The organism is Thermosipho sp. 1070 (assembly GCF_001682135.1).
Taxonomy (GTDB): Bacteria; Thermotogota; Thermotogae; order Thermotogales; family Fervidobacteriaceae; genus Thermosipho; species Thermosipho affectus.
In genome coordinates this window covers 1,539,305-1,563,885 of sequence record NZ_CP007121.1, presented here as the reverse complement: position 1 = coordinate 1,563,885, position 24,581 = coordinate 1,539,305, and the positions used below count along the sequence as shown (strand labels likewise).

Genomic DNA, 24,581 nt, shown 5'->3' with positions numbered 1-24,581 from the left:
AACCCACCTCCACAAAAGATTATATCACATGTGAATAATATTTTTCTTCATCTGATTACGTTTACTCAATTTCCTTTCAACAAATATTTTTTCATTTGTATACGGATCAACACCAGTAAAATATATAGCCGTGCTTAAGGTACCAGGTGTAGGTGTAAAGATTTGAATTTGCTGAGGTCTATATCCCAATTTTTCTCTAATAAATCTTTTCAAATGACTATTTTCTTTAAAAGATTCTCCAGGATGACCAACAATAAAATAAGCAACTACATATTTTTTCTTGGAGTTACTTTCATATTTCCTTTTAAATTCCAAAAACTTATTAATATTCGGTTTTCTCATAATCTTTAAAACATTTTCATGAGAGTGTTCCGGTGCCAGCTTCAATTGCCCGGGGGTGAATTTTGGAAGCTCCCTAATAAAAATTTCACCGTATTTTTTATCTTCCAAAACCAAATCATGTCTTATTCCAGATGAAATAAAAACATTTTTCACTCCATCTACCTCTTTTATAGTATATAACAAATCCAACAATTTACTATGATCAACTAATGAGTTTTTACAAGGTTCCTTAAAAAGACAAAATCTATTACACTGTCCTTTTAAAGCACGAATATTACACTGAGCTCCATACATATTTGCTGTAGGACCACCAACATCAAAAATTGTTCCCCTAAAATTTTTCATTTTTCTTAAAATCTTCACCTCTTCCAAAATTGACTCTTTACTTCTAGAAATAACATGCGTTGTTTGATGCTGGGTTAGTGCGCAAAATGCACACATACCATAACAACCTCTAACAGTAGTAATGGAAAATCTAACTGTTTCAATAGCTTTGACCTTCCCATTCTTTAAATAAAAAGGATGAACTTCCCTTTCAAAAGGTAACAAATACAAATTATCAAATTCATTTCTATCTAAAGGAAACTGAGGTGGATTTTGCACAACATATCTATTGTCTTGCTTTTGAACAATTAAAATATCCCTATTTGGATCAGTTAAAAAACTAATCTTTTTAAATGCCTCATTATATTTCAATTTATCATTCAATATTTCCTCATAAGAGGAAATTTCAATTGCTTTTTCAACCCTTTTTGACGTCCACCAAACTACCCCCCTGATATCGTTACATTTACTTGTATCCCCATATTTTTGCAAACACTTTGCAATCTCCAAAATCGCCTTTTCGCCCATTCCGTATACCAAAAGATCCGCTTTTGCATCTAACAATATAGATTTTCTAAGTTTATCAGACCACCAGTCATAATGTGCAAATCTTCTTAAACTTGCTTCAATACCACCAATTACAATTGGCACGCCCTTAAAAAACCTTCTAACTAAATTTGAATACACTATTACCGCTCTATCTGGTCTTTTATTGCCAAGTTTTTCTGGAGTATAATCATCTTTTTTTCTTTTCTTCATAGATGCCGTATAATTTGCAACCATTGAATCAACATTTCCACCGGTTATCCCAAAAAATAAACGAGGTCTTCCCAACCTCGTCACATCTCTATCATCCTTTACGTCAGGTTGCCCAATAATCCCTACTTTAAATCCCTTTGAAACAAGATAACGCCCCAACAAAGAAACACCTATTGAGGGATGATCAATATAGGCATCCCCCGTAATTAATATTATATCTAAATATTTCCACCCTAATTTTTCCATATCATATTTTGTAGTGGGTAAAAACATTTAATTTCCCTCCAAAAGCTCATGAAACATTTCAAAATAACTTTCATATCGTGACTTTGCAATTAATCCATCTTCAACTGCTCTTTTGATTCCACATTCTGGTTCGTGTATATGATTACAATCAGGATACAAACATAAAAAATTACTAAATTCCGGGAAATAATTTTTAAGTTCTTCACTTTCAACTTCACTAATATCTAAACTGGCAAATCCAGGTGTATCGGCAATCCATCCACCAAAATCAAATTTCAACAATTCAATAACAGTAGTTGTATGTTTACCTCTATCTAACTTTTTTGAAATTTCACCTACTTTTAACGATAAACCAGGATTAATAGCGTTTAATATACTACTCTTTCCTACCCCAGACATACCTGCCATAGTAGACACTTTATCTTTAAAGACTTCTACAAGCTTATCAATTCCCATTCTATTTTTAGCACTCACCAAAAAAACAGGATACATTTTACTATAAATACTTAAAAACACATCAATTTCCTCTCTACTTAACAAATCACATTTATTTAAAACAATGACAGCGGGTATTTTTACATTTTCTACCAAAACTAAGTACCTATCCAATATTTTTAGAGGCACTTCAGGTCTTTTTAAAGAAGTAACAATCACTACTTGATCAATATTTGCAATCCTTGGACGTTTTAATTCGTTCTTCCTATTTAAAATGTTTTCTACAACCCCTTCATTACCTACTATATGGCGATATTCTACAAAATCACCAACTATTGGCCTAATTCCTTGTTCCTTAAATTTTCCCCTAAGCTTACAAATAAATACTTTCCCTGTTTCTATATCTTCAACCAACGCCATATTTGACATAAATTTTAATACCAAACCTTTTTTTCTCATTCCATACCTCCTGTTTCACCAAAATCAACTAATAATCTTATTTTGGAATTCTCAGAAATCTCACTTCCAAAACTTGGGTAAGATGCCAATATCCTTCCATCTGGGCCAGGAAATTTTATTTTTACTATTTCAACATCAACTCCACGTTTTTTCAAAAAGCTTATACCTTCAAGATAAAAAACACCATACAAATTAGGTAATTTAAATTTTTCATCTCTCAATATTATTTTTATAGTTCTTCCCTTTTTTAACACACTAAACTTTGGAATAATATCAACAATTTGTCCTTTGTTAAAAAACTCCACCTTAAATCCAGAACTACTTAGATCTTTTTCTATATCTTCAATTTTTTTACCCTTCAACTCATCAATTGAAAACGTCAAGAAATTTGTTCTTTGGAAATAATAATTTATACCTATAAATGCCAACGCCCCAAAATAGATTCCAAATAAAAATATTATCAAAGATTTTAAAAACCTTATTTTATATTCCTCCTTCTTAATTGTCCACAAGCAGCATCTATATCTGTACCTTTTTCTTGCCTAATTTCACACTCTATACCATTTTTCTCTAATACCTCTTTAAACCTCTCAATTGCCCATTTGCTTGGCCTATGAAATTCAGGATTTACTGGATTAACCGGAATGAGATTGACAAATACACTCAATCTTCTTAATAATTCTGCTAATTTAACAGCATCATCTGGATAATCATTAAACTCTCTTATTAAAATATACTCAATTGTAATTCTATTACCTGTGATTTCTTGATACTTTTTTAATGCATATATTAACTCTTCAACACTGTATTTTTTATTTAACGGAATTATCTGATCTCTTTTAAAATCTGTGGGGGCATGTAAAGATAATGCCAATTTCACATCTAAACCTGATTTTGCAAGTTCTACGATTTTTTCTGGAATTCCAACGGTAGAAATAGTAATTCTTCTAATCCCTATATTCAACATCTTTTTGTGATTTAATATTTTAATACTATCCAGCACATTTCCAAAATTTAATAGTGGTTCACCCATTCCCATATAAACTACATTTCCCACTTTAACTTTTCTATTCAATTCAATAGCCAAAATTTGACCTACAATTTCACCAACAGTTAAATTTCTCACAAAACCACTTTGTCCCGTTGCACAAAAACTACATTTTACCGGACATCCTACTTGCGTAGATATACAAGAAGTAACCCTACCTGAATGAAATAACGCAACAGACTCAATTGTGTTACCATCTTTTAATTTCCACAGAAACTTTGTAGTTTTATCAATTTTAGAAACCTGCATATCTAATAGTTCTGGAATATCTATTGTAAATCTTTCTGAAAGTATCCTTCGGTGTTCATTAGAAAGATTTGTCATATCGTTAAAATCAAAAATTTTTTTCTTATAGATCCAATCCAAAACTTGATCCACCCTATATCTTTCTAAATTTATTTTTTTAAATTCTCCAACCAATTTATCATACTTAAAGTCCAAAATACTCTTCATATTATTCCCCTCCAAATTTTTTCTAATATTATTCTAACACAAATGTCCAAAAATTAATACTATACTTCGAAAAACAAAGAATTATTAATTTAACATAGTATTATTACACCAAACAACTTAATATAACCAATTAATGTTATATTATTTTTATATAGTAAAGTGATATGATATATTTAGGAGGTGATTAAAATGAAAAGAATAACATTATTGATACTTCTTTTCTTGTTTTCGAGTATTTATTTTTCCATGTTTTTAGGAGCAAGCATTGGAAAAGAAATGAGTGGAAAAAACCGATTTGTTTTAGGAGCAGAATTAGGCACTTACTCAAGCATTATAGGTTTTTCCTTAAACATTTACTATCCACTCTCAGGAACTAATTTGGATTTAGAAAACACCAATTTCTCAGAAATAAAATTAGTTGAATTTGATCCATACTTACTTTTTAATCTAAAAATCTCTAGCACTTCTATTTACGTTGGAGTTGCACCAATTCTTATTGTAAATCTACAAAACACAGAAATTGGACTTTATTCGCAAGAAATATTCCATGGAAAATTGGGATTAAAAACTGGAGCACCAATAACACTATCACTCGAAGCAATTACTACATTTAATCTTCAATTTTTAAGCACCGGAATCTATACCCTAAATCTTGGTATAGGTCTTACATTCTAAAGGAGGGATAATTATGAAAAAAATTATACTTTTATCATTTATAGTCTTAATATTCATATTTGGATGTGTTAACATTCCAACGTTGCCCAAATTAATTCCAAAAGATCCAAAAGGAGTGCTTAAACCTTCAACAAGTTTGTACACTGATCTTACGTTATACCTTACAACTGATAAAACACCGTTTTTAGTACCACTTTCCGTTCCAGATTATGTAAGGTTAAAATTAAGTGTTCCCGATATTTCAAATCTTTCTGATAGCGAAATAAAAGTCTTCGAAGACAATAAAGCTCAAGGATTTCTTTTATTTAAAGAAGCTGAAAAAAGAACACAAATTGATATAATGATTGTATTAGACACAACAGGAAGCATGTATAACGCAATTGAAGGGGTTAAAAACAGCATTCAAAATTTGATTATCACTCTAGAAGCAAGTGGCTTAGATGCAAGAATAGGAATTGTTCCATTTGATGATGCTGCACCTTCTAAAAATATAACGGTATCACCCGCCTGGTTGGATCTTTCAGATGCAAGTAGCGCTAAAAATTTTGTTTCTAGTTTATCTGCATACGGTGGAGGAGATTTCCCTGAAAATCCATACGCAGGTATCATGTATGCATTTAATAACGCATCTTGGAGAACTTCTTCTCAAAAAATTATAATACTCATTACAGATGCATCTGCACATTATAAATCAGAATCATATCCTGGAGATGCCGAAGGTGAAACTTTATACGATAAAAGCGAAGTAATCGATGCTATAACAGGATACGTAACAGTACACGGTGCTTTTGTACCAACATATTATTATAATATTACCGATACTGATTTTAGCAATCCTGAAGATCCAAGGGAAATCATAGAAAAAACAGGAGGAATTGTAAACTATACCGATTCATCTGGCAATGTTGATTTGACAAATATAGGTCTTTTAGAATACATTTCTTCAAGCTGGATAATTGCATTCGAAAGTGACTCTCCAAATGCAACGCATACAATAGAAGTATTTATAGATCACGAAAACCTCAAAGGTTACAAAAAACTTGAAAATGTAAATTATTAAAATTATAAAAAAGGTCTTCAATTTGCTATAAATCCAAAAATGAAACAATAAAAACACCCCCTAGGTGGTAAACAAAACCAACGAGGGGGTGCTTTTTTTTGGTAAATAAATAGCAAAAATTTTATCTCTTCCTAAACTAAAAGAATAAGTTATTAGACTTTATTTTAAAATTTAAAATAAATCATTGTTTCTTTTCTTATGTATTAATCTAAGTAGAGTTAGTTTAAGGTCCAATTAGAGCGCTTTATAAATCATTTAAAATTTAATTAAAAACTTGGCTTTGAAACTTTAAATATTGATAATTATACTAGTCACCTGACATATGGAAGCACAAAAAATTATACTAAGTATTGTTTCATTTAAAAAAGAAAAATATTAGACATCTTAATCTTGAAATAACACATGATGATAAAGTGGCTATTGTATGTTCAAGTGAAGAAGGAAAAACAACTTTTATAAGACTTGTTTTAAAGTATATATCACAATACAAAGAAAAGATTTGGCAGGTTTGAAAAAGTTTATACAAAATAAAAAAACTTGACATAGTTCTTGGAAGCAATAAAAGCAATATTTCTGGCAGAGAAAAAACAAAAATAGCACTTGCAAGATTATTACTCGAAAATAGTTGGAGATATTTTTTGAAAATCAAATCATACGTATCAGATATGTTCAATGATATAGATAAAATACAATTATTTGAGGCTCATAACTTTGAAATGAATTTTCACAAATATAAAAAGAGTTCGTATTTTAACGATTCTATCCTCAAAGACTAAAAACATGGCTTCAGTGGTATACTGAAGCCATGTCATTCAAAAATTAATAAATTAATTTTTGTTTATCATATTTTCGAAAGCAAGTCTATCTCATCCGCTTTTTCATCTTTTTGAAAGAGCCTGTGCAATATACATACCTTGAGAATTCATTTTTGCAAGTGCTTCTTCCATTGCAGAGAATTTTGCCCACAAATCTTGCTCTTTTTTCTGCAAAATATCAATCCAGTTTGCCATTTCTTTTGCAAGCACCCTTTTTTCTCTCCCTAACCTTCCACTTACTCCTGCAACTTGATCTATTTCTCCATTAAACTTTGTTAAATCATAAAGATAATCTTTTACTTGGCTTGCAAAACTTGTTTCAGAACCTCCAAAAAATTTCCAAACAGAATCTACACCATTTTTCGAAATATACTCTTTTAATTTATCTTCATCTAATTCAATATGACCTTTCATCGTATTTTCAAAACCTATACCGCTATCTCCTGAAGTTATTCCAAGTTCCCATAAATAATTACCATTGTACGAATCATATAAAAATCCTCTCATTTTGTCAAAAATTCTTCTTAAATATTGATCATTTTTTAAGTAACCTTGTATCTTTTCTTCTTCAGACATTTCACTTTCATCTTTACCTTTAACCTTATCTTCAGTTAATTTAGTGTATAGATAATCAGTCATTTCATTCCATTTATCGACAAATTCTTTAACTTTTTCCACTATAGCATCTGTATCAGTATTAACACTTATAGTTACATTTCCTAAATTGTATGCAGTAAATTCTAAACCATTGTAAGTAAATGTATTATTATCAGAATAAAGGTCATAAGTTAGACTAGAATCAGTTGTTAACGTTGCATGGGCTATATCTCCCAACGTAAATGTCCCAGTATCAAGCCCAAGCCCAGAAGGTGCTCCAGATATATTTATAATAACATCACCCATTTCATTTGCTGTTATAACTATTTTGTTATTATTCTCATCATACGATGCTGTAACATCACTAACATTATTGTTAATTCTTGAAATTAGATCAAAAATTGTGTCAGTATCTGAATAAGAGATTGAAACATCATTTATTGTAAAAGTTCCACTTCCCGATATTCCTAAATCTGCTAAAGTTTTACTTGTTGAATATGTACCAATATCTCCCGAACTTTGCAACGTATAAGTTCCTGAATTGTTTATTAAATTTGCATCATCTAATTTAAAAACATTTAAAAAGTTACCACTTGATTGTGAAATTGAAAAAATATCAGAAGATTGTATCACTAATTTATTTTCTACATCGTTAAAAGCAACGGTTGCAGAAGCACCCGCAGTTGTAAAAGCATTTGAAATTTTATTTACAATATCATTGATCGTATCTGCCGAAGATATACTAATATTTACATCTGTGTTATTAACAGTTAAAACTAACGTCGAATCTTGTGGTACATATTTATGGTTTAAACTAGAATACGTATCCGTGGAAGTTATATCAACACCAACTTTTCCACCATTATAAATGCTTCTTGAAGCCAATTTATCAATAGAAATAGAATAATTACCATCCAAAACAGTAGCACTAGCATTAGCTGCTAAAACCGTTGCATCAGAAACCGTTGCACTCTTTGGAATTAGATTAGATTGTAACTTAAAATCTGTTAAATAATTCATAAAATCTCGCAATTTATCAGAAACATTATTATATGCTTTCTGTTGATAATCTAAAACCTTAAATTTTTCATTAAGTCTATTTAAAGGCCGGGATTCTACTTCCATTATTTTATCAATTATAGAAGCAGTATCTAACCCAGAAGATAAACCACCAAATTGAAACATTGGAGCATTGGAGGTATATCTATAGTTAATATTCTGAGCAATAGAACTATAATCCATAATATTACCTCCTTAAGCTCTTTCATCAAATATAACACCAATCAATTCTTCAAGATTTTTTGCAAGTCTCAACGCAACTTCTGGGGGAATTTGTCTAATAATTTCCCCCGTATCCTTATCTTTTATTTTCACAACTATCATCCCTGTATCCTTGTCAATATTAAATTCCGCTTCACCTCTAAAAATTTTCTTTAATTTTTCTAAATTTTCTTTAAACTCTTTTGCAACAGCATTTAAATCAACATTTCTATTTTGTTGATCCATCTCTTTTTTTTGATCTAAATTTGGATTTTTTAGGTTATTTTCAAAAATTTCTATTTTACCATTACTCACTCCTTTAACACCATCCATGGTTACCCCTCCTAAAAAGAGCTATTCATATTACTTATCGGAAATATCTTTATTATTTTTAGATGAAATTTCATCTAAAAGTTTATTTATTTTTACACTTTCTTCTATTCCAATATCTTCCTTAAATCTAAGCTCTGGTGTAGTATAGATCCTTAGATTTTTTGCAACATATTTTCTAAAAAAACCTTTATATTTTACCAAAAGCTCAACTGCCTTTTTTCTATCTTCCGCACTACCAATATAACTTACATAAACATCTGCATATTTTTTATCTTTTGAAATAATAACCCTTGAAATTACTATGTAACTTCTTATTGCATCAAACTCCGGAACCTTAATTTTTCGTAACCCTTCAGAAATAAGTTCTCTTATACGATTTTCTATTTTCATATTTCTATACTCAGGATTCATTTTCTTCTCCTCCTTCTAAAAGAGCTTTCGCTTTTGCCAAAGCGTTTCTTATTTTAATTGAGATATCAATCAAATCCGACGGTTTTATACCTAAAACTTTAAATGTTTTGGCAGATAATGTAGGTTCACAATATGAACCAGAATATCCATTGTACATCAAATCCGAAAAATAATTTGCAAGATGTACAATGTATAAAATCGTATCAAAAGCTTCTTGATCGTTATTTTCTGGTTCATCATGGTAAAGAGAAACTATTTGAAACAATTCCGGAAGTTTCCATTGTTCAATTAAAAATGCCCCAAGTTCACCATGAGTCTCTTCACCTAACTTCTTTTCCAAAGTGTAAAAACACACCTTATTAGACTTTGATTTTTCAACCAAACTAGTAATATATTTTGGAAATGCAATATCTAATACAATTTTTCCAATATCATGCAAAAGCCCCGCCATAAATGCTTCTTCCTGTTCAGGATAACCGATAATTTTTGAAACCACCTCTGAAATTATAGCAGTTGACATAAAATGTTGCCAAAGTTTCTTCTTATCAACATTTGAAGCTCCTTTGTTTAAAGAAGAATACGTAAAAATCGACAACGCCAAATTTCTTACAGTTTTAAATCCTAAAATCATTACAGCTTCGCTTATCTTTGTTATTTTTCTTGGAAGCCCATAATACGCAGAATTTACCAATTTTAAAACTTTTAGAGATAACGAAGCATCCATTGAAATAGCCTTTTCAAGATCTTTTATAGACGAATCCGGATTAGATGCTATATTTATTATCTGCTGAACTTGAAAATCTGGCGTTGGAATTTCTTCTATTTCTTTTATAAATTTTACCAACATTTACTCACTTCCCCAATGGAATTCTCACTATAAATCTTGTCCCCTTCTTTACTTCAGATTCTACATCAATATCTCCTCTGTGCAATCTTACAATTTCTTTTACAATTGCAAGACCTAACCCGGTACCAGAAACTTCATAAGTTAAACTTCTATCCCCTTTGTAAAACTTCTCAAAAATTTTATTTTTCTCTTCTTTAGAAATTCCTATACCGTTATCCTCCACTTCAATAATTAATTCATTGTCTTCATTTTTTATGTTAACCTTTGCAAATCTTTCATCTTTCTCTTTATCGTTGAACTTTATCGCATTATCAAGTAAATTGTACACCACCTGAAAAATTCTTTTTCTATCCGCAAATACAGTAACTTCACTACAACTATGTTCTAATTTTACCCCAAATTTTTCTGCAAATGGAGATACCTTCTCCAAGACACTTTGTAAAACCTCACAAATATTAAACTCACTATATTCTAACTCCATTGTACCTGATTCTATTAATGTAAAGTCCAACAAGTCATTTAATAGAGCCTCTAGTCTCTCACTTTGTTCGTATATAATAGAAAGGAATTCTTTTTGACTTTCAGGATCAACCTCCATATTCAATAAGGTCTCGGTATACGCCTTTACAGCAGATAGAGGAGTTCGAAGCTCGTGAGAAATATTTGCAACAAATTCCGTCTTCATCTTATCTAATTGTTTTAGTTTTTCCAATTCCATTTCATATGTAACATTGTTGAAAGTGATAATATATTTGGTACTACCTAAAAAATCAAATTTTGTTTTTACAATGGTAAAATAATTTTCACCAAATTCCTTAGAATGTATATTTGCATCATCTAAAATTAAAAATTTAAAATAATCCTTTATATCATACTTCTCTATTATTTCTTTACCAAGCTTGTTTGAAAACTCTAGTTCACCTTTTTCATCCAAAACAAAAATACCTTCGCTAATAGAATTTAAAACCTCAAACATAAATTTTTCAGAATTCTTTATTTTTTCAATTAATACCAAATTTTCTAAAGTAATTCCCGTTAAAAAAGAAAAAATTTGTAAAAAAACCATTAATTCGTTATTAGGTTCTTTATTAGTTCTTACAATTATACTTCCCAACATTTTCCCTTGTTTAACTATGGGAATTATTCCAATAAATTCATCCGATTCCAAAAAAAACGAAGGCAATAATCTTTCTTCAATCCATGCCATATAATCAGAATATTTTGAAATATCAAACACTTCTGGATCAAAAAAGACCACTTCATTTTGCTTTAAAACTAAAGCACCGTTATACTTTAACATTGCCTTTAATGATTTTAAAAGTGTTCTATAAACTTCTTCCTCAGTTTTTGCCTTCCCTATTTCATGAATAAAACTAGAAAATAACGTATCAATATTCAAATTCTCACCTTCTACATTCTTTCTGGTGCTTTAACTCCCAAAAGATTGAACACTATCTCATAAACATTTTTAATAACACTCAATAAACCTAATCTTGCCAAACTCAGAGGAATATTTGTTTCATCAACTATTTTATATTTTGAATAATAACTGTGGAATTTTTCGGAAACTAAATAAATATAATTTGTTAAAAAGTGAGGTGATAATTTTTCTTCAACTTGTTTAAGGGAATTAACAAATTCATCCAACAATTTAATTATACTCATTTCTTCCGGATTTTCCAAAAGTTCTATATTATCCAAATAATCGCCTTTTATCCCTTTTTCAGAGGCTTTCTCAAAAATGCTATTTATCCTCGCATATGCATATTGTACATAATACACGGGATTTTCATTAGTTTTAGACTTTGCAAGTTCTAAATCGAAAACTAAATGTGTATTTACATCATTCATAACAAAGAAATATCTTGTTGCATCTTTTCCTGCTTCATCTAAAAGTTCTTCCAAAGTTACAAAATTACCTGCCCTCGTACTCATTTTTACAACTTCTTTTCCACGTTTTAAAGTAACAAATTGATGGAGTATGAAATTTAAAAATTCATTAGAAATATCAAGAGCGCTCATAGCAGCTTTCATTCTAGGAATATGCCCATGATGGTCACTGCCAAAAATATCATAAACTTTGTTATATTCTCTCTCAAATTTATACAAATGATACGCAATATCCGTCAAAAAATAAGTATAAGTACCATCACTCCTAATTAAAACTTTATCGTCTTCGTTGAGAAACTTTGACACTTTAAACCAAAGCGCGTTATCCTTTTCATATACTAAATTTTTCACTTTAAAAATTTCCAATACCCTGTCAACATATCCTTTTTCTATTACAAAACTTTCCCTTATTTTACTATCAAATTTACAACCTATTTTGTTAAGTGTCCCCTCCATATTATCTAATATACTAGATACGGCTTCCTTCATGAAAAACTTCTCCACTTTCTCATCCCATTTATCTACAAACTTATTTCCTTCCCTTTCACTCAAACTTCTTGCAATATCCATTAAATACGTACCTTTATAACCATCCTCAGGTAAATCATATTCTTTTCCGAATAACTCATTGTACCTCACCCATAAAGAACGCGCCAAAAGTCTTATTTGTCTTCCTGCATCGTTTAAATACATTTCTTTTTCAACATCATACCCCAAAAACTCCAAAACATTACCTAGAACATCACCTATCACTAGCTGCCTTCCATGCCCTACAGTAAAGGGACCTGTAGGATTTGCACTACCATATTCCAGCTGTACTTTCAATTGTTTTGGTTTTTGCCTCCAATAATTTGTATCCTTTTTTAACATCTCTTCCAAAATACTGATATAAAATGCCTTTGAAATTCTAAAATTTATAAAACCCGGCCCAGCAATATTAACTTCTAAGAATAAAGGATCACTTTCCAATTTTGCAACGAATATCTTTGCTATCTCAAGAGGGGGTTTCCTAAAATACTTAGCTCCAATTAAAGCTACATTCGTTGAAAAATCCCCAAATCGTTCATCTGGAATTTCTATGTTATAAGAATAATCAAAACCTTCTTCCAAAAGTATACTTTTTATTTTTTCATCAATTATATCTCGTATCAAACCTTTGCACCTCCAAGATCCTCAACTAATTTTAAAATTTCCGATACCCCTTCTTTAGTCACAGCTGAATAAGGTATAACAATATAGTTTTCACCAAATAAATTTCTGTAATACCTAATCATTTTAGATTTTTCAGACATCTTTAACTTGTCTATTTTAGTTAAAACAATGGAAAAAGGTAAATCCATTTCTTTTAACCAATCAATCATCATTTCATCGTTTTTTTGCAATTCATGTCTTCCATCAACAAGCAAAAAAATCATCTTTATATTCCAAAATCTACTTTCAAAATAAAATTCTATTATTTGCTTCCACCTAAGCCTTTCTTTTTCAGAAACTTTGGCAAAACCATAACCAGGTAAATCTACAAAATAAAGTAAATCATTTATTTTATAAAAATTAACAGAAGCAGTTTTTCCTGGCTTTTTACTTGTCTTTGCAATGTTTCTCTCTGTTAATGTATTCAATAAAGTTGACTTTCCAACATTCGATCTTCCAACAAAAACAAACTCACCATTTAACGGCTCAGGATATCTTTCTTTTTTACTATATATAGTTTTTACCAATTCAACACTCTTTATCTTCACAAATCAATGCCTCCCTTAACACTTCGTCAATTGTATTTACGAAAACAAATTTGATATCTTTTCTAACTTCTCCTGGTATTTTTTCAATATCATATCTATTTTGATATGGTAAAATAATTTTCTTTATTCCTTTTCTATACGCAGCTAAAACTTTTTCCTTTATTCCTCCAACGGGCAAAACTCTTCCCCTCAATGTTATTTCACCCGTCATTGCAATATTGTTATCAACAGGAACTTTCTTAACAGATGAGAACAAACTAGTTACCAAAGTAACGCCTGCACTTGGTCCATCTTTTGGCACTGCACCTTCTGGAACATGGATATGTATATCATTCTTTTCAAAAAATTCTGTAAACTCCTCTCCACAAAGCTTTTTCACTAAACTAAAGGCAATTTGTGCAGATTCTTTCATCACTTCTCCCAATTTACCTGTTAATATTAATCTTCCCTTTCCCGGAAATAATATGCTTTCTATAAACAAAGTCGTCCCGCCATATGCCGTCCAAGCAAGTCCAGTTGATACACCAATTGTTGGTTTTTTTAATCTGTTTTCTTCTTTTATCCTTGGAGCCCCAAGGTAATCCTTTACTTTTTTGGTAGTTATGATTACTTTTTCTTTCCCTTCCACAATTTCCAAAATAGATTTTCTAACAATAGTCCTCAACTTTCGTTCAAGTTCCCTAACTCCAGGTTCAAGCGTATATTCTAAAATAATTTGCTTAATTGAATCATTCCTAAATACTATCTTTTTTCTTTCAAAATTTAACTCATTGAATATTTTAGGGAGAATATAATCTTTTGCTATATGAAATTTTTCAACGTTAGTATAACTTGGAATTTCAATAATTTCCATTCTATCTTTTAGTGGTTCTGGTATATTGTATAAAGTATTTGCTGTAGTAATGAATAAAACCTCTGACAAATCAAAAGGTAACTCCAGATATAGATCAACAAAATCTTTATTCTGCTCTGGATCCAAGACCTCAAGCAATGCAGATGCAGGATCACCTTGAAAACTTATTCCCATTTTATCAATTTCATCTAATAACAATACCGGATTTTTAACACCTGCTTTTCTAATAAGTTGAATAATTCTTCCAGGTAATGCCCCAACATAAGTCCGTCTGTGGCCTCTAATTTCTGCTTCATCTCTTAAACCTCCTAAAGACATCCTTAAAAATTTCCTTCCCAAAGCCTCTGCAATAGAACGTCCCAAAGAAGTTTTCCCCACACCTGGTGGTCCAACAAAACAAATAATAGGTGCTTTCATCGACTTTGAAACACTACGTGTAGCCAAAAATTCCAAAATTCTTTGCTTGGGTTCTTCAAGACCAAAATGATGCTTTTCCAAAACATTTTTAGCAATCTTCAAATCAGATAATTCCTCTGTCTTTTTATTCCAAGGTAAATTTAAAATCCAATCTAAATAATTCCTTATAACATTTGCTTCAGGTGAATAGGGAGACATCTTTTCAAGTCTTTTCAATTCAAATCTTGCTTTTTCTTTAACATAATCCGGCAAATCATCATTTTCTATTTTTTCTTCTAATTCCCTAATTTCAGCATCTTCTTCTCCACCAAGCTCTTCTCTAATAACCCTTAGTTTTTCTCTTAAAAAGTATTCTTTTTGCGATTTTTCAATTCTTTTCTTTACCTTTTGATCTAATTGGTGTTCTATTTCAAGTAATTCCGTTTCTTTAGATATTAATTCCAAAATTTTCTCTAAACGTCTTGCCGGATGTAATATTTCAAGTAATTCTTGCTTTTCTTCTAAACTTCCAGGGCAAATTGATGCAGCTAAATCTGCAAATACATCGGGATCTTCCATATCCTCCAAAAACATTAAAGCTTCTGTGGGGAGCTTTCTAGAATATTGTATGTATTTTTGCATTTCATCTCTCACAACTCTCATTAAAGCAATTAATTTTTTTGTCTTCCGATATTTTGATTTTAAAAGCTTTATCTTAAATTTAAAGTATTTTTTTTCAATTGATTTAATCCATTCCGCCCGCGAAATTCCCTCTACCAAAACCTTAAAAGTTCCATCTGGAAGTTTACCAATTTGCATTATTTTTACAACTGTTCCAATTTTAAATAAATCAATCTCTTTGGGTTCTTCAATCTTTGGATCTTTCTGATTAACTACAAACAACAATTGATTGTAATTTTCCATTGAATCCTCTAAAGCATATAACGACTTTTCACGCCCTACATAAAATGGTACAACAGTATTTGGATATACAACAACATTACTTCTCATTGCAATGACGGGTAACTCTCCCGGAATTTCTATTTCTTCCTCATTTAATTTTGCAACCTTCTGTTCTAACTTCTCAAACTTTTTTTCTTTCATTCATCCACCTCCTTAAACTAATAGTTAGTTTCTCCAAGTCAGTAAAAAATTCAAGATCTCTTGTCTTTTCATCCCTATGATAAAAGTTTATTTTAAGCCCTTCTTCAGTAAAATAATCCTTAAATAAATCACTCCATTCTATTATAAAAATTCCTTCTTTATCTTCAAAATTCTCTTCTAATACGTAAAAAACTTCGTCAAAATCAGATATTCTATAAAGATCCACATGATAAATTGTTCTTTTTCCTTCATAAACGTTAATTATAGAAAATGTAGGACTACTCACTTGTAACCAATCCACTCCAAGATAGTAACATAAATACTTCGTAAAAGTGGTTTTTCCTGAACCCAAATCTCCATTTAAATATATAAAATTTAAATCATCAATATTTTTGGAAATTATTTTAGTTAAACTTTTTAAATCCTCTAATGATACATTTTCTATCTTCACAATATCACCTTTTAAAGATAAGATTTAACATAAGAGTCAGCACTAAACTAAATAAAATCATAGAAGTTATAGGAATAATTATCACAAAATTACCTTTCTTTATAACAATATCTCCAGGTAATGGAAATATTTTAATCTTCTCTAAAATCATTGCTATTATTCCAATCATTATCAGAAGAGTTCCCATCCAAATTAGTACTTTCCACATCTTTATCACCTCTAAAATATTCAAAAGGCAAAGCAACAGTTTCTCCATCCCTTGTATATATAGTCACCCTCGATAAAAATACATTAACCGTTATTACTTTTGCATCTTTTCCTTCATACTTAATAGTACTTCCTTCATCTGGTATATTTTTCAATGCATCGATATAAAAATCATATTCAAATTTCAAACAACATAGTAATCTACCACAAGGACCTGTTATTTTGGCAGTATTAATCATCATTTGTTGTTTTTTGGCATGTTTTAACGTAATACTATCAAAATTCCTCAACCAGTACGTACAACAAGCTTTTTTTCCACACAATCCAAGTCCTTTAACAAATTTCATTTCATCTCTCGCACCTACTTGCCTCAACTCAATTCTCGTCTTAAACTCTTTTGCAATATCCTTTACAAGTTCTCTAAAGTCTACCCTATTTTTTGAACTAAAATAAATAACCAATCTTGAATCATCCAGCATCAATCTTGCATCAAGTATTTTCATATTTAATCCATGCTTTTTTACCAATTTCTTAGTAACATTAATAGCTTCATCGGCAATTTTTCTGTTTTCCTCTATTTTTACCAAATCTTCAGAAGTTGCCTTTCTAAATATTGGTTTTAAGTCGTATCCTATTTCATCTATACTCATTTGTCTTTTGCCAATTCGCACAATTCCATAATCTAAACCAAATTCACTCATTACAACTACTTTGTCACCAAGCTTTATATCTTCCCCATTATCTGTATAATAAATTATCGGACCAATAGGCATCAATTCCACACCATATACTTCTGCAACTAATCCCATATTTATTCCTCCTTTTTTTCTCTCAAATAATTATACCATGAAATAAAATATGAAGAATTCAAAAAATATTTTGTATTGCAAACAAAATATCGTATAATTACCTTAAAGTTGATACAGATTTAGAAAAAATGAAAATGAAATAACATACCATTCTCCAAAAAGAATTTAGTGTTATCAATAATCATATTTTTGGTCGTTCTTTAGACGACAGATTTAGAGGGTTTGTTCTTGAAAAAGTTATTTCCTAAATTTTAACTATCAAACTTTCAACAGTACAAGAAAAAAGAGTAATTGACAACAACTTTTTTAAATATTGGTTATATTACCCCCAATAAATCAAACATGAAAAAAGAACAATAATCAGATCTTTCGACAATTCAGGCACTGATTTGTTAATTTTGAATCCAAAAAAATTATACAAAACACATTACTCCTATTCAATCTGCATCACTTGGATTTGAAAAGAATAAAAGCAGCTTTTTGAAGAATTTTATTCGTGGATCTATCAAAGGAGGGATTATAATGCTGTATATACTACTTTTTTTGTCAGGTATTGGTGCAGGTTTTGTAAATGTTCTTGCAGGTGGTGGCTCTATGCTAACACTACCTATCCTTACACTTCTTGGGCTAGATATTTCAGTAGCTAATGGCACAAACAGAATAGGCATACTTTTGCAGAATATAATTGCAACTACAAATTTTAAGAAAAACAAGGCCTTTTCAGTTAAAGAAGGCTTGTTACTTTCCATCCCAACTACAATAGGTGCTATCTTTGGAACTTTCACCGTGTTAAATATAGATAAATACATTCTAGAAAAAATAATTGGAATTATTTTTCTTATAATAAGTGTTTTTATCTTATACAAACCAAAAGTTTGGGAGGAAGGAAAAAAAGTTAAAAAAAACTATCCTTTAAGTTTTTTAATCTTTCTAATAATAGGCTTTTATGGTGGATTTATACAAGCAGGTGTTGGTTTCTTTCTAATTACAAGTCTAATCTTCATAGAAGGGAATAATATTATAAAAGCAAATGCTCTAAAAGTATTTATAGTCTTATGTTATACTTCTTTCTCATTTCTCATATTTTTACTAAATGGAAAGATAGATATATTAAAAGGCACAATTCTAGCATTTGGAACAATGATTGGTGCAAAGCTTGGAACAACTACTGCACTAAAAAGCAGTACAAAATTTGTAAGGTTAATAGTATTTGTAATGATAGTAATTTCATCAATAAGATATCTACTTTAAAATAGAGCTCCACATGGTAATGACTTAAATTTTATCGTCTCCCATTTTATTTTTTAACATTTTCATTTTTATTTATCTTCGTCAAGAAAATTAGACTACATATGATATAATATTTTCGGAGGTGAGATAGATGGAAGTAAAAATAAAAAGGCCTTCCAAAAAAGAATTAGAAGAGTTAAATGTTTTCCAATGGCCTATTTGGACAAAGGAGATTTCTGAATTTGATTGGTACTATGATGAAACAGAAATTTGTTATTTTTTAGAAGGGGAAGTCGAAGTTGAAACAAAAGATGGCAAAGTTTACAAAATTGGAAAAGGTGATCTCGTTGAATTTCCAAAGGGATTATCTTGCATCTGGAGAGTAAAAGTTCCAGTAAAAAAACATTATAATTTCAAATAAAAATTAAAAAAGGGGGAGTTTCTTATGAACGTTGAAAAAACCACATTAAAGGAATTTTGCGATATGGTTTCTGATAAATCACCAGTACCTGGTGGAGGAGCAGTGGGGGCGATTGTTGCAGCTTTTTCTGCTGCACTAAATCAAATGGTTGCAAATTTAACCATCGGTAAGAAAAAATATGCTGAATATGAAGAAAGCATGGAAGAAGTTTTAGAACACATGGAATATTCAAGAAATAAATTGCAAGATATAGCCACAAAAGATATGGAAGCATTCAACGAAGTTATGAAAGCAATTAAAATTCCAAAAGACAATCCAGAAAGAGGAAAAATTTTACAAGAAGCATTAAAAAAAGCAGCTGATGTTCCATTTGAGCTTGCAAGGGAAACTAGAAATATATTAAAATATTCACAAATCACAAGTAAATTTGGAAATAAAAATGCTATATCAGATGCATATTCTTCAGCAGAACTTGCCTATTCTTCTTTCAGAATAGCTATGTACAACGTGTTAATTAATCTTTCAAGTATAAAGGATGAGGATTTTGTAAAAGAATATAAAGAAGAACTGGAAGATCTAAAAAATGAAGTCGATGGATTATACAAAAATATTAGGGAGTTGATAAAGGAAAATGGGTTTGAAATTTGAGCTTTTAAAAACAACTAAAAACGCCAGAAGAGGTAGAATATATCTACCACACGGAGTTGTAGAAACTCCAACTTTTATGCCAGTGGGCACTAATGCAAATGTAAAATTAATGACACCTGAAAACTTAAAGAATGTAGGTGCACAAATTATACTTGCCAACGCATTCCATTTGTATTTAAAACCAGGTATAGAAGTTTTAAAACATCATGATGGAATACACAATTTTATGAATTGGGATAGACCGGTTTTAACTGATAGTGGAGGGTTTCAAGTATTTAGTTTAAGAAAGGGTAGAAAGATAACAAAAGATGGAGTATTAATAAAGTCTCCACTAGATGGAAGTATGCATATGATTACCCCAGAACTCTCTATGGAAATTCAAAATGCCATTGGTTCAGATATAGTTATGGCCTTTGATTATTGTGCTGAACCTGGAATTACTCATCAAGAAGCAGTATATGCACTGGAACTTACAACTCAGTGGGCTGAAAGAAGTTTAAAAAAAATAAGAAGTTTGTCGGATCAAGCAATATTTGGTATAGTTCAAGGAGCATTTTTTAAAGATTTGAGGGAAAGAAGTGCAAAAGAAATTACCAGTATGAATTTTGATGGATTTGCCATAGGCGGATTAAGCGTGGGGGAAGAATATAACTTAACTTTAGAAATGACTGAATTTACAGTTCCTCTTTTGCCTGAAAATAAACCTAGGTATTTTATGGGAGCAGGAGCACCAAAATTAATAGTTGATCTAGTTAATCTTGGTGTGGATGTTTTTGATAGTGTACTACCAACAAGGGTGGCAAGGCATGGTCAGGCTTTGACGTGGAAAGGGAAAATAAATATAAGAGCTGCAAAACATAAATTCGACAAGACACCTATTGACAAAGAATGTAAGTGCTATACATGTAGAAATTATTCTAGATCTTATTTGAGACATCTTTTTGATAGAGGTGAAGCTTTAGGGCAAATACTTCTAACGATACATAATTTGCATTTTATGATGGATTTAAGTAAAAGGATTCGTGAAAGTATTGATAACAACACCTTTGAGGATCTAAGGGGGGAGGTTTTAAAATATTATGCTTAAAAAAATTTTAGTAATTTTATTAAGTATTCTAAGTGTTTTTTTATTTTCCATGAGAAATATTGAAAATCCTGCAAATTTTAGAGAAACTTATACAAGCTTGGGGTTTTCATATTCTACTTATTTTTCAGATATATGGATCACTAAATTTGGATTGTTTTATAGTGAAAAAGAGGATAATTTAATCGGCAAATTATATCTTTTTACCGAAAATGCAAGCCCAGAAAATCTCAATAGGGTTGGTTATATCTTGAAATCAGTGGGCGATGAATTTCAATGGGGTATAAACTTTCTCGTTAAAAAATATACTAATAGCACAAATGAGGGATATTCTTTTTGCTTAGGCGTAGGTTTTATGAGTAAAATCATAGATTACGTAAAGTTGGGAGCTTTTGTTGAAGAACTAACACTTTTTGCCCAAAGTCCATTTGAATTTTTTAAACCAGATGTTGGTGTAGATTTGATAATTGGGAATGAAACATATAGTCTTGTTGCAAATTTTCAATTTATAAAACAAGAGTACTTTCAGTTTAATGTAGGTCCTGTACTTAACTTTAAAACATTGGAATTAGGTGCTTTTTGGAATCCAGGATATACTATTAACAAATCGTTTTTCAATAAAATCAGTGGTTATTTTGCATTAAGAATAGAAAAACTTATGGTATTACTTGATGCATTTTATGCAATTGACAGAAATACAGTTTCTGATTTACCAATGCACTATGAAAACACACTGTACGGTTACAATCTATCTTTTGAGGTGGGGTTTTAAATGAAAAAAATTTTGGAAAAAGACGATATTAGAAGGTCCCTAATGAGAATTTCGCATGAAATACTTGAAAAAAATAAAGGCGCAAAGGATATTGTTTTGATTGGTATATTTACAAGAGGATATTATTTAGCTAAAAGAATAGCTGAGAATATAAAGAAAATAGAAAATGTTGAGGTAAATGTAGGAGGATTAGATGTAGGACCATTTAGGGATGATGATAAAAAAACAAACATAGATAAAAGTGAAATAAACTTTGATGTAAAAGATAAAATAGTTATACTAGTAGATGATGTGTTATTTACCGGTAGAACAGCAAGAGCAGCTATGGATGCAGTAACACATAGAGGAAGACCAAAACTTATACAATTATCCGTTCTTGTAGATAGAGGACATAGAGAATTTCCAATAAGACCTGATTATGTAGGAAAAAACATTCCTAGCTCGAAGGATAAGGAAATAGTAAAAGTAAAAATAAAAGAAATTGACGACGAAGATGCAGTATATATTTTCAATAAGGAGGCGTAATGGTGAAACTTTTTGGGACCGATGGAATCAGAGGAGTTGTAAATGAATTCTTGACTCCAGAACTTGCATTCAAATTAGGAAATGTATTGGGAAATATGGTAGATAAAAAAATATTTATCGCAAAAGATACAAGGGCATCTGGTGATATGTTAGAAGAAGCTTTGGTTGCAGGAATTACATCTGCTGGTGTAGATGCGTATAAATGCGGAATTTTGCCAACTCCTGCTCTTGCACTTATTACTAGAATAGAAAATGCCGCTGGTGTTATGATCTCCGCTTCACATAATCCACCAAAGTACAATGGTTTAAAAGTTTTAATGAAAGGTTATAAGCTTCCAGATGAAATTGAAGAAAGAATAGAATTTGAAATGGAAAATATAAAATATTGTAATTATAAAAATATTGGAAGAGTAATAAACTACAGTTTTGCGCATGAAGAATATTTTGAATACATAAAAAAGACATACGAAGGTTTAGATTTACGAGGGATAAAATTAATAGTTGATGTAGCAAATGGTGCCACATATGATTTAAATCCTAAAATTTTAGAATTTTTTGGAGCAAAAGTAGAAGTAATTAATGATAAACCAGATGGGTTTAACATAAACAAAGAATGTGGTTCTACACATCCTGAAGCGGTTAAAAAATATATTACAGGTGGTAAAATTTCGGTTTTGTATGATGGTGATGGAGATAGATGTATATTTGTAGATGAAAATGGAAATGAATTTCACGGCGATAAAATTTTAGGCGTTACAGCACTCAAATTGAAAAGCGAACAAAGATTGGCAAATAACACAGTTGTGTTAACAATACTTTCAAATATGGGAGTTGAAGAATTTTTAAAAAACAATAAAATTAATACTGTAAGAACCAAAGTTGGAGATAGATATGTCTTAGAAGAAATGTTAAAAAATAATTACGTTTTAGGCGGAGAAAGAAGTGGGCATATAATTTATAAAGATAGAAACACAACTGGTGACGGATTAATAACAACATTGGAGGTTTTGTCTCATCTTGTATGGCAACAAAGTACTTTATCTGAGTTATCAAAATTGGTGCCTGATTATCCACAAGTTATGATAAACGTAGAAGTAAAAAATAAAGAAGTTTATAAAAACAAGAGCGTTTTTGATCTTATGAAAGAAACAAAGAATTGTAGAGTTATTATTAGACCATCTGGTACAGAACCAGTTATTAGGATTTTAGTTGAAGGTCCTGAATTCGATGAAATTAACCATGTAGCAAATGAATTTTCAAATTTAATTGAAAAATTGGATAAGGAGTGAAAAGCATGGCAAATATAACTGAAGAAATGGTTTGGAATAAGCTTAAAGAGGTTATTGATTTTGAAATAGGTTTAGACGTTGTTTCTTTGGGATTAGTATATGAAGTTAAAGTGGATGACAAAAACAATATATTTGTATTGATGACTATGACAACACCAATGTGTCCACTCGCCGGTATGATTTTGCAAGATGCAGAAGCAAAATTAAGAGAATTAGATGGGGTAAATGATGTAAAAGTGGAATTGACCTTTGACCCACCTTGGACACCTGAAAGGGTAGATCCAAACGTCAGGTCACAACTTGGTATATGAAGGTTTTAGACGTAATTGATATCTTTAGAAAAAAAAGGCTTCCAGAATTGGAAGCCTATATTCTATTGAAATATTTTACCAAAAAATCAAAAGAATATCTTATCGCACATCCAGAGTATGAATTTGATGGAACTGAATTTGAAAAATGGATAAATTTGAGATTAAAAGGTTATCCCTTAGCTTATATAGTTAAAGAAAAGGAATTTTTCAAATACAAATTTTATATTGAAGAAGGAGTTTTAATTCCAAGACCCGAAACTGAACTTTTAGCAGAGATTGCAATCGATATAATAGAAAAAAATAAAATAAAAAAGATTGCAGAAGTTGGTGTTGGAAGTGGTGCGTTAATTATTTCAATTCTTTTAAACACAAATTGTATTGGTTATGCAACTGACATATCTGATAAGGCAATAAAAGTAGCAACCATAAACTTAAAAAGGTACAACCTTGAAAAAAGGTTAAAAATACAAAAGGGAAAATATCTTGAGCCTTTCAACAAAAAATTTAGTGAAATTGAACTTATTGTATCTAATCCACCTTATGTAAGAAAAGACGCAATTCTTTCTTCGGAAGTCCACTATGAACCAAAAGAAGCTTTGTTTTCAGGTGAAGATGGACTAGATTTTTACAGAAAATTCTTAGATTTGTATGATTTTTCTGATAAAATTGTAGTAATGGAAATAGGTCATGATCAAGGAGAATTTTTCAGGAAAAAAGATTGGACTGTTATAAAAGATTATTCGGGGAACGACAGAATAGTAATGAAAGATTTTCGGAGGTGAAATTTT

The 24,581-nt window shown here is 30.4% G+C and carries 28 protein-coding genes; 13 read left to right on the top strand and 15 right to left on the bottom strand.

Going from position 1 to position 24,581, the window contains the following annotated elements; genetic code table 11:
- Positions 1–24 precede the first annotated feature (24 nt).
- From Y592_RS08005 to rlmN, 4 genes are read right to left on the bottom strand one after another with little or no spacing between them, the layout of a single operon-like run.
- Positions 25–1,698 carry a YgiQ family radical SAM protein gene (locus tag Y592_RS08005; RefSeq protein ID WP_075666458.1) on the bottom strand — a complete coding sequence of 558 codons (1,674 nt, stop codon included), beginning with the start codon at positions 1,696–1,698 and terminating at the stop codon, positions 25–27.
- Positions 1,699–2,565: a ribosome small subunit-dependent GTPase A gene (rsgA, locus tag Y592_RS08000; protein WP_075666457.1), complete on the bottom strand. Its 867-nt coding sequence runs from the start codon at positions 2,563–2,565 to the stop codon at positions 1,699–1,701.
- The gene (locus Y592_RS07995; protein ID WP_232218183.1) at positions 2,562–2,993 is read right to left on the bottom strand and encodes a PASTA domain-containing protein; all 432 of its coding nucleotides are present in this window, start codon (positions 2,991–2,993) and stop codon (positions 2,562–2,564) included. The genes rsgA and Y592_RS07995 overlap by 4 nt, the downstream gene beginning before the upstream one ends.
- Positions 2,994–3,043: 50 nt before the next feature.
- Positions 3,044–4,066, bottom strand: a complete 1,023-nt coding sequence (gene rlmN / locus Y592_RS07990; protein ID WP_075666455.1) for a 23S rRNA (adenine(2503)-C(2))-methyltransferase RlmN — start codon at positions 4,064–4,066, stop codon at positions 3,044–3,046.
- 189 nt (positions 4,067–4,255) lie between these two features.
- Here rlmN and Y592_RS07985 point away from each other — a divergent pair, with 189 nt between their 5' ends.
- From Y592_RS07985 to Y592_RS09115, 4 genes are all read left to right on the top strand, one after another.
- Positions 4,256–4,741: a hypothetical protein gene (locus tag Y592_RS07985; protein ID WP_075666454.1), complete on the top strand. Its 486-nt coding sequence runs from the start codon at positions 4,256–4,258 to the stop codon at positions 4,739–4,741.
- A gap of 13 nt (positions 4,742–4,754) precedes the next feature.
- Positions 4,755–5,801: a vWA domain-containing protein gene (locus tag Y592_RS07980; protein ID WP_075666453.1), complete on the top strand. Its 1,047-nt coding sequence runs from the start codon at positions 4,755–4,757 to the stop codon at positions 5,799–5,801.
- A 350-nt stretch (positions 5,802–6,151) separates the two neighbouring features.
- Positions 6,152–6,313 (top strand): hypothetical protein, encoded by a 162-nt coding sequence (locus Y592_RS09120; protein WP_156858190.1) that lies wholly within the window; start codon positions 6,152–6,154, stop codon positions 6,311–6,313.
- 126 nt (positions 6,314–6,439) lie between these two features.
- Positions 6,440–6,577, top strand: a complete 138-nt coding sequence (locus Y592_RS09115; protein WP_156858189.1) for a hypothetical protein — start codon at positions 6,440–6,442, stop codon at positions 6,575–6,577.
- Between the two features lie 102 nt (positions 6,578–6,679).
- Here Y592_RS09115 and fliD read toward each other — a convergent pair whose 3' ends face one another.
- The 11 genes from fliD to Y592_RS07925 are packed head-to-tail and all read right to left on the bottom strand — an operon-like array spanning position 6,680 to position 17,513.
- A complete protein-coding gene (fliD, locus tag Y592_RS07975; protein ID WP_075666452.1) occupies positions 6,680–8,455 on the bottom strand; it encodes a flagellar filament capping protein FliD in 1,776 nt (591 codons plus the stop codon).
- A gap of 12 nt (positions 8,456–8,467) precedes the next feature.
- Positions 8,468–8,806 carry a flagellar protein FlaG gene (locus tag Y592_RS07970; RefSeq protein ID WP_075666451.1) on the bottom strand — a complete coding sequence of 113 codons (339 nt, stop codon included), beginning with the start codon at positions 8,804–8,806 and terminating at the stop codon, positions 8,468–8,470.
- Between the two features lie 30 nt (positions 8,807–8,836).
- Positions 8,837–9,217 carry a 30S ribosome-binding factor RbfA gene (gene rbfA, locus Y592_RS07965; RefSeq protein ID WP_075666450.1) on the bottom strand — a complete coding sequence of 127 codons (381 nt, stop codon included), beginning with the start codon at positions 9,215–9,217 and terminating at the stop codon, positions 8,837–8,839.
- Positions 9,207–10,064, bottom strand: a complete 858-nt coding sequence (locus Y592_RS07960) for an HDOD domain-containing protein (protein WP_075666449.1) — start codon at positions 10,062–10,064, stop codon at positions 9,207–9,209. The genes rbfA and Y592_RS07960 overlap by 11 nt, the downstream gene beginning before the upstream one ends.
- A gap of 4 nt (positions 10,065–10,068) precedes the next feature.
- Positions 10,069–11,463 (bottom strand): sensor histidine kinase, encoded by a 1,395-nt coding sequence (locus Y592_RS07955; RefSeq protein WP_075666448.1) that lies wholly within the window; start codon positions 11,461–11,463, stop codon positions 10,069–10,071.
- 11 nt (positions 11,464–11,474) lie between these two features.
- Complete coding sequence (gene argS / locus Y592_RS07950) at positions 11,475–13,106, bottom strand: arginine--tRNA ligase (protein ID WP_075666447.1); 1,632 nt, start codon at positions 13,104–13,106, stop codon at positions 11,475–11,477.
- Complete coding sequence (gene yihA, locus Y592_RS07945; RefSeq protein WP_075666446.1) at positions 13,103–13,693, bottom strand: ribosome biogenesis GTP-binding protein YihA/YsxC; 591 nt, start codon at positions 13,691–13,693, stop codon at positions 13,103–13,105. The genes argS and yihA overlap by 4 nt, the downstream gene beginning before the upstream one ends.
- A complete protein-coding gene (lon, locus tag Y592_RS07940) occupies positions 13,674–16,046 on the bottom strand; it encodes an endopeptidase La (RefSeq protein ID WP_075666445.1) in 2,373 nt (790 codons plus the stop codon). The genes yihA and lon overlap by 20 nt, the downstream gene beginning before the upstream one ends.
- Positions 16,027–16,497: a tRNA (adenosine(37)-N6)-threonylcarbamoyltransferase complex ATPase subunit type 1 TsaE gene (tsaE, locus tag Y592_RS07935; RefSeq protein ID WP_075666444.1), complete on the bottom strand. Its 471-nt coding sequence runs from the start codon at positions 16,495–16,497 to the stop codon at positions 16,027–16,029. Before tsaE ends, lon begins: the two co-directional genes overlap by 20 nt.
- 4 nt (positions 16,498–16,501) lie before the next feature.
- Positions 16,502–16,648 carry a DUF2905 domain-containing protein gene (locus Y592_RS09355; RefSeq protein ID WP_369819179.1) on the bottom strand — a complete coding sequence of 49 codons (147 nt, stop codon included), beginning with the start codon at positions 16,646–16,648 and terminating at the stop codon, positions 16,502–16,504.
- Positions 16,629–17,513 (bottom strand): PSP1 domain-containing protein, encoded by an 885-nt coding sequence (locus tag Y592_RS07925; protein WP_075666442.1) that lies wholly within the window; start codon positions 17,511–17,513, stop codon positions 16,629–16,631. The genes Y592_RS09355 and Y592_RS07925 overlap by 20 nt, the downstream gene beginning before the upstream one ends.
- A 522-nt stretch (positions 17,514–18,035) precedes the next feature.
- Between Y592_RS07925 and Y592_RS07920 the strand changes: the two genes are divergently transcribed.
- The 9 genes from Y592_RS07920 to prmC all read left to right on the top strand — a co-directional run bounded on the left by Y592_RS07920 (position 18,036) and on the right by prmC (position 24,575).
- Entirely contained in the window at positions 18,036–18,764 is a 729-nt protein-coding gene (locus Y592_RS07920; RefSeq protein ID WP_088368946.1) for a sulfite exporter TauE/SafE family protein, read from the top strand.
- A gap of 130 nt (positions 18,765–18,894) precedes the next feature.
- Complete coding sequence (locus Y592_RS07915; RefSeq protein ID WP_075666441.1) at positions 18,895–19,164, top strand: cupin domain-containing protein; 270 nt, start codon at positions 18,895–18,897, stop codon at positions 19,162–19,164.
- Between the two features lie 24 nt (positions 19,165–19,188).
- Positions 19,189–19,812, top strand: a complete 624-nt coding sequence (locus tag Y592_RS07910; protein WP_075666440.1) for a cyclodeaminase/cyclohydrolase family protein — start codon at positions 19,189–19,191, stop codon at positions 19,810–19,812.
- On the top strand, positions 19,796–20,899 hold the full coding sequence (tgt, locus tag Y592_RS07905; protein WP_075666439.1) for a tRNA guanosine(34) transglycosylase Tgt: 1,104 nt from the start codon (positions 19,796–19,798) through the stop codon (positions 20,897–20,899). Before Y592_RS07910 ends, tgt begins: the two co-directional genes overlap by 17 nt.
- On the top strand, positions 20,892–21,668 hold the full coding sequence (locus tag Y592_RS07900; protein ID WP_075666438.1) for a hypothetical protein: 777 nt from the start codon (positions 20,892–20,894) through the stop codon (positions 21,666–21,668). Before tgt ends, Y592_RS07900 begins: the two co-directional genes overlap by 8 nt.
- Positions 21,669–22,193 carry a bifunctional pyr operon transcriptional regulator/uracil phosphoribosyltransferase PyrR gene (gene pyrR / locus Y592_RS07895; RefSeq protein ID WP_075666437.1) on the top strand — a complete coding sequence of 175 codons (525 nt, stop codon included), beginning with the start codon at positions 21,669–21,671 and terminating at the stop codon, positions 22,191–22,193. It begins immediately after the preceding gene.
- 2 nt (positions 22,194–22,195) lie between these two features.
- Positions 22,196–23,482 carry a phosphoglucosamine mutase gene (gene glmM, locus Y592_RS07890; RefSeq protein WP_077287975.1) on the top strand — a complete coding sequence of 429 codons (1,287 nt, stop codon included), beginning with the start codon at positions 22,196–22,198 and terminating at the stop codon, positions 23,480–23,482.
- Between the two features lie 5 nt (positions 23,483–23,487).
- Positions 23,488–23,793 carry a metal-sulfur cluster assembly factor gene (locus tag Y592_RS07885; RefSeq protein ID WP_075666435.1) on the top strand — a complete coding sequence of 102 codons (306 nt, stop codon included), beginning with the start codon at positions 23,488–23,490 and terminating at the stop codon, positions 23,791–23,793.
- Positions 23,790–24,575: a peptide chain release factor N(5)-glutamine methyltransferase gene (gene prmC / locus Y592_RS07880; RefSeq protein ID WP_075666434.1), complete on the top strand. Its 786-nt coding sequence runs from the start codon at positions 23,790–23,792 to the stop codon at positions 24,573–24,575. The genes Y592_RS07885 and prmC overlap by 4 nt, the downstream gene beginning before the upstream one ends.
- Positions 24,576–24,581: the final 6 nt, after the last annotated feature.

Excerpts from the sequence above, each read along its gene's own strand:
- lon (WP_075666445.1), bottom strand. The coding sequence starts at position 16,046 with ATGAAAGAAAAAAAGTTTGAGAAGTTAGAACAGAAGGTTGCAAAATTA.
- Y592_RS07985 (WP_075666454.1), top strand. The coding sequence starts at position 4,256 with ATGAAAAGAATAACATTATTGATACTTCTTTTCTTGTTTTCGAGTATT.
- Y592_RS07910 (WP_075666440.1), top strand. The coding sequence starts at position 19,189 with ATGAACGTTGAAAAAACCACATTAAAGGAATTTTGCGATATGGTTTCT.
- Y592_RS07970 (WP_075666451.1), bottom strand. The coding sequence starts at position 8,806 with ATGGATGGTGTTAAAGGAGTGAGTAATGGTAAAATAGAAATTTTTGAA.
- tgt (WP_075666439.1), top strand. The coding sequence starts at position 19,796 with ATGGGTTTGAAATTTGAGCTTTTAAAAACAACTAAAAACGCCAGAAGA.
- Y592_RS09355 (WP_369819179.1), bottom strand. The coding sequence starts at position 16,648 with ATGATTTTAGAGAAGATTAAAATATTTCCATTACCTGGAGATATTGTT.
- Y592_RS07915 (WP_075666441.1), top strand. The coding sequence starts at position 18,895 with ATGGAAGTAAAAATAAAAAGGCCTTCCAAAAAAGAATTAGAAGAGTTA.
- Y592_RS07920 (WP_088368946.1), top strand. The coding sequence starts at position 18,036 with ATGCTGTATATACTACTTTTTTTGTCAGGTATTGGTGCAGGTTTTGTA.
- prmC (WP_075666434.1), top strand. The coding sequence starts at position 23,790 with ATGAAGGTTTTAGACGTAATTGATATCTTTAGAAAAAAAAGGCTTCCA.
- rbfA (WP_075666450.1), bottom strand. The coding sequence starts at position 9,217 with ATGAATCCTGAGTATAGAAATATGAAAATAGAAAATCGTATAAGAGAA.
- fliD (WP_075666452.1), bottom strand. The coding sequence starts at position 8,455 with ATGGATTATAGTTCTATTGCTCAGAATATTAACTATAGATATACCTCC.
- Y592_RS07900 (WP_075666438.1), top strand. The coding sequence starts at position 20,892 with ATGCTTAAAAAAATTTTAGTAATTTTATTAAGTATTCTAAGTGTTTTT.
- Y592_RS07925 (WP_075666442.1), bottom strand. The coding sequence starts at position 17,513 with ATGGGATTAGTTGCAGAAGTATATGGTGTGGAATTGATGCCTATTGGT.
- rsgA (WP_075666457.1), bottom strand. The coding sequence starts at position 2,565 with ATGAGAAAAAAAGGTTTGGTATTAAAATTTATGTCAAATATGGCGTTG.
- Y592_RS08005 (WP_075666458.1), bottom strand. The coding sequence starts at position 1,698 with ATGTTTTTACCCACTACAAAATATGATATGGAAAAATTAGGGTGGAAA.
- rlmN (WP_075666455.1), bottom strand. The coding sequence starts at position 4,066 with ATGAAGAGTATTTTGGACTTTAAGTATGATAAATTGGTTGGAGAATTT.
- Y592_RS07960 (WP_075666449.1), bottom strand. The coding sequence starts at position 10,064 with ATGTTGGTAAAATTTATAAAAGAAATAGAAGAAATTCCAACGCCAGAT.
- Y592_RS07885 (WP_075666435.1), top strand. The coding sequence starts at position 23,488 with ATGGCAAATATAACTGAAGAAATGGTTTGGAATAAGCTTAAAGAGGTT.
- Y592_RS07980 (WP_075666453.1), top strand. The coding sequence starts at position 4,755 with ATGAAAAAAATTATACTTTTATCATTTATAGTCTTAATATTCATATTT.
- pyrR (WP_075666437.1), top strand. The coding sequence starts at position 21,669 with ATGAAAAAAATTTTGGAAAAAGACGATATTAGAAGGTCCCTAATGAGA.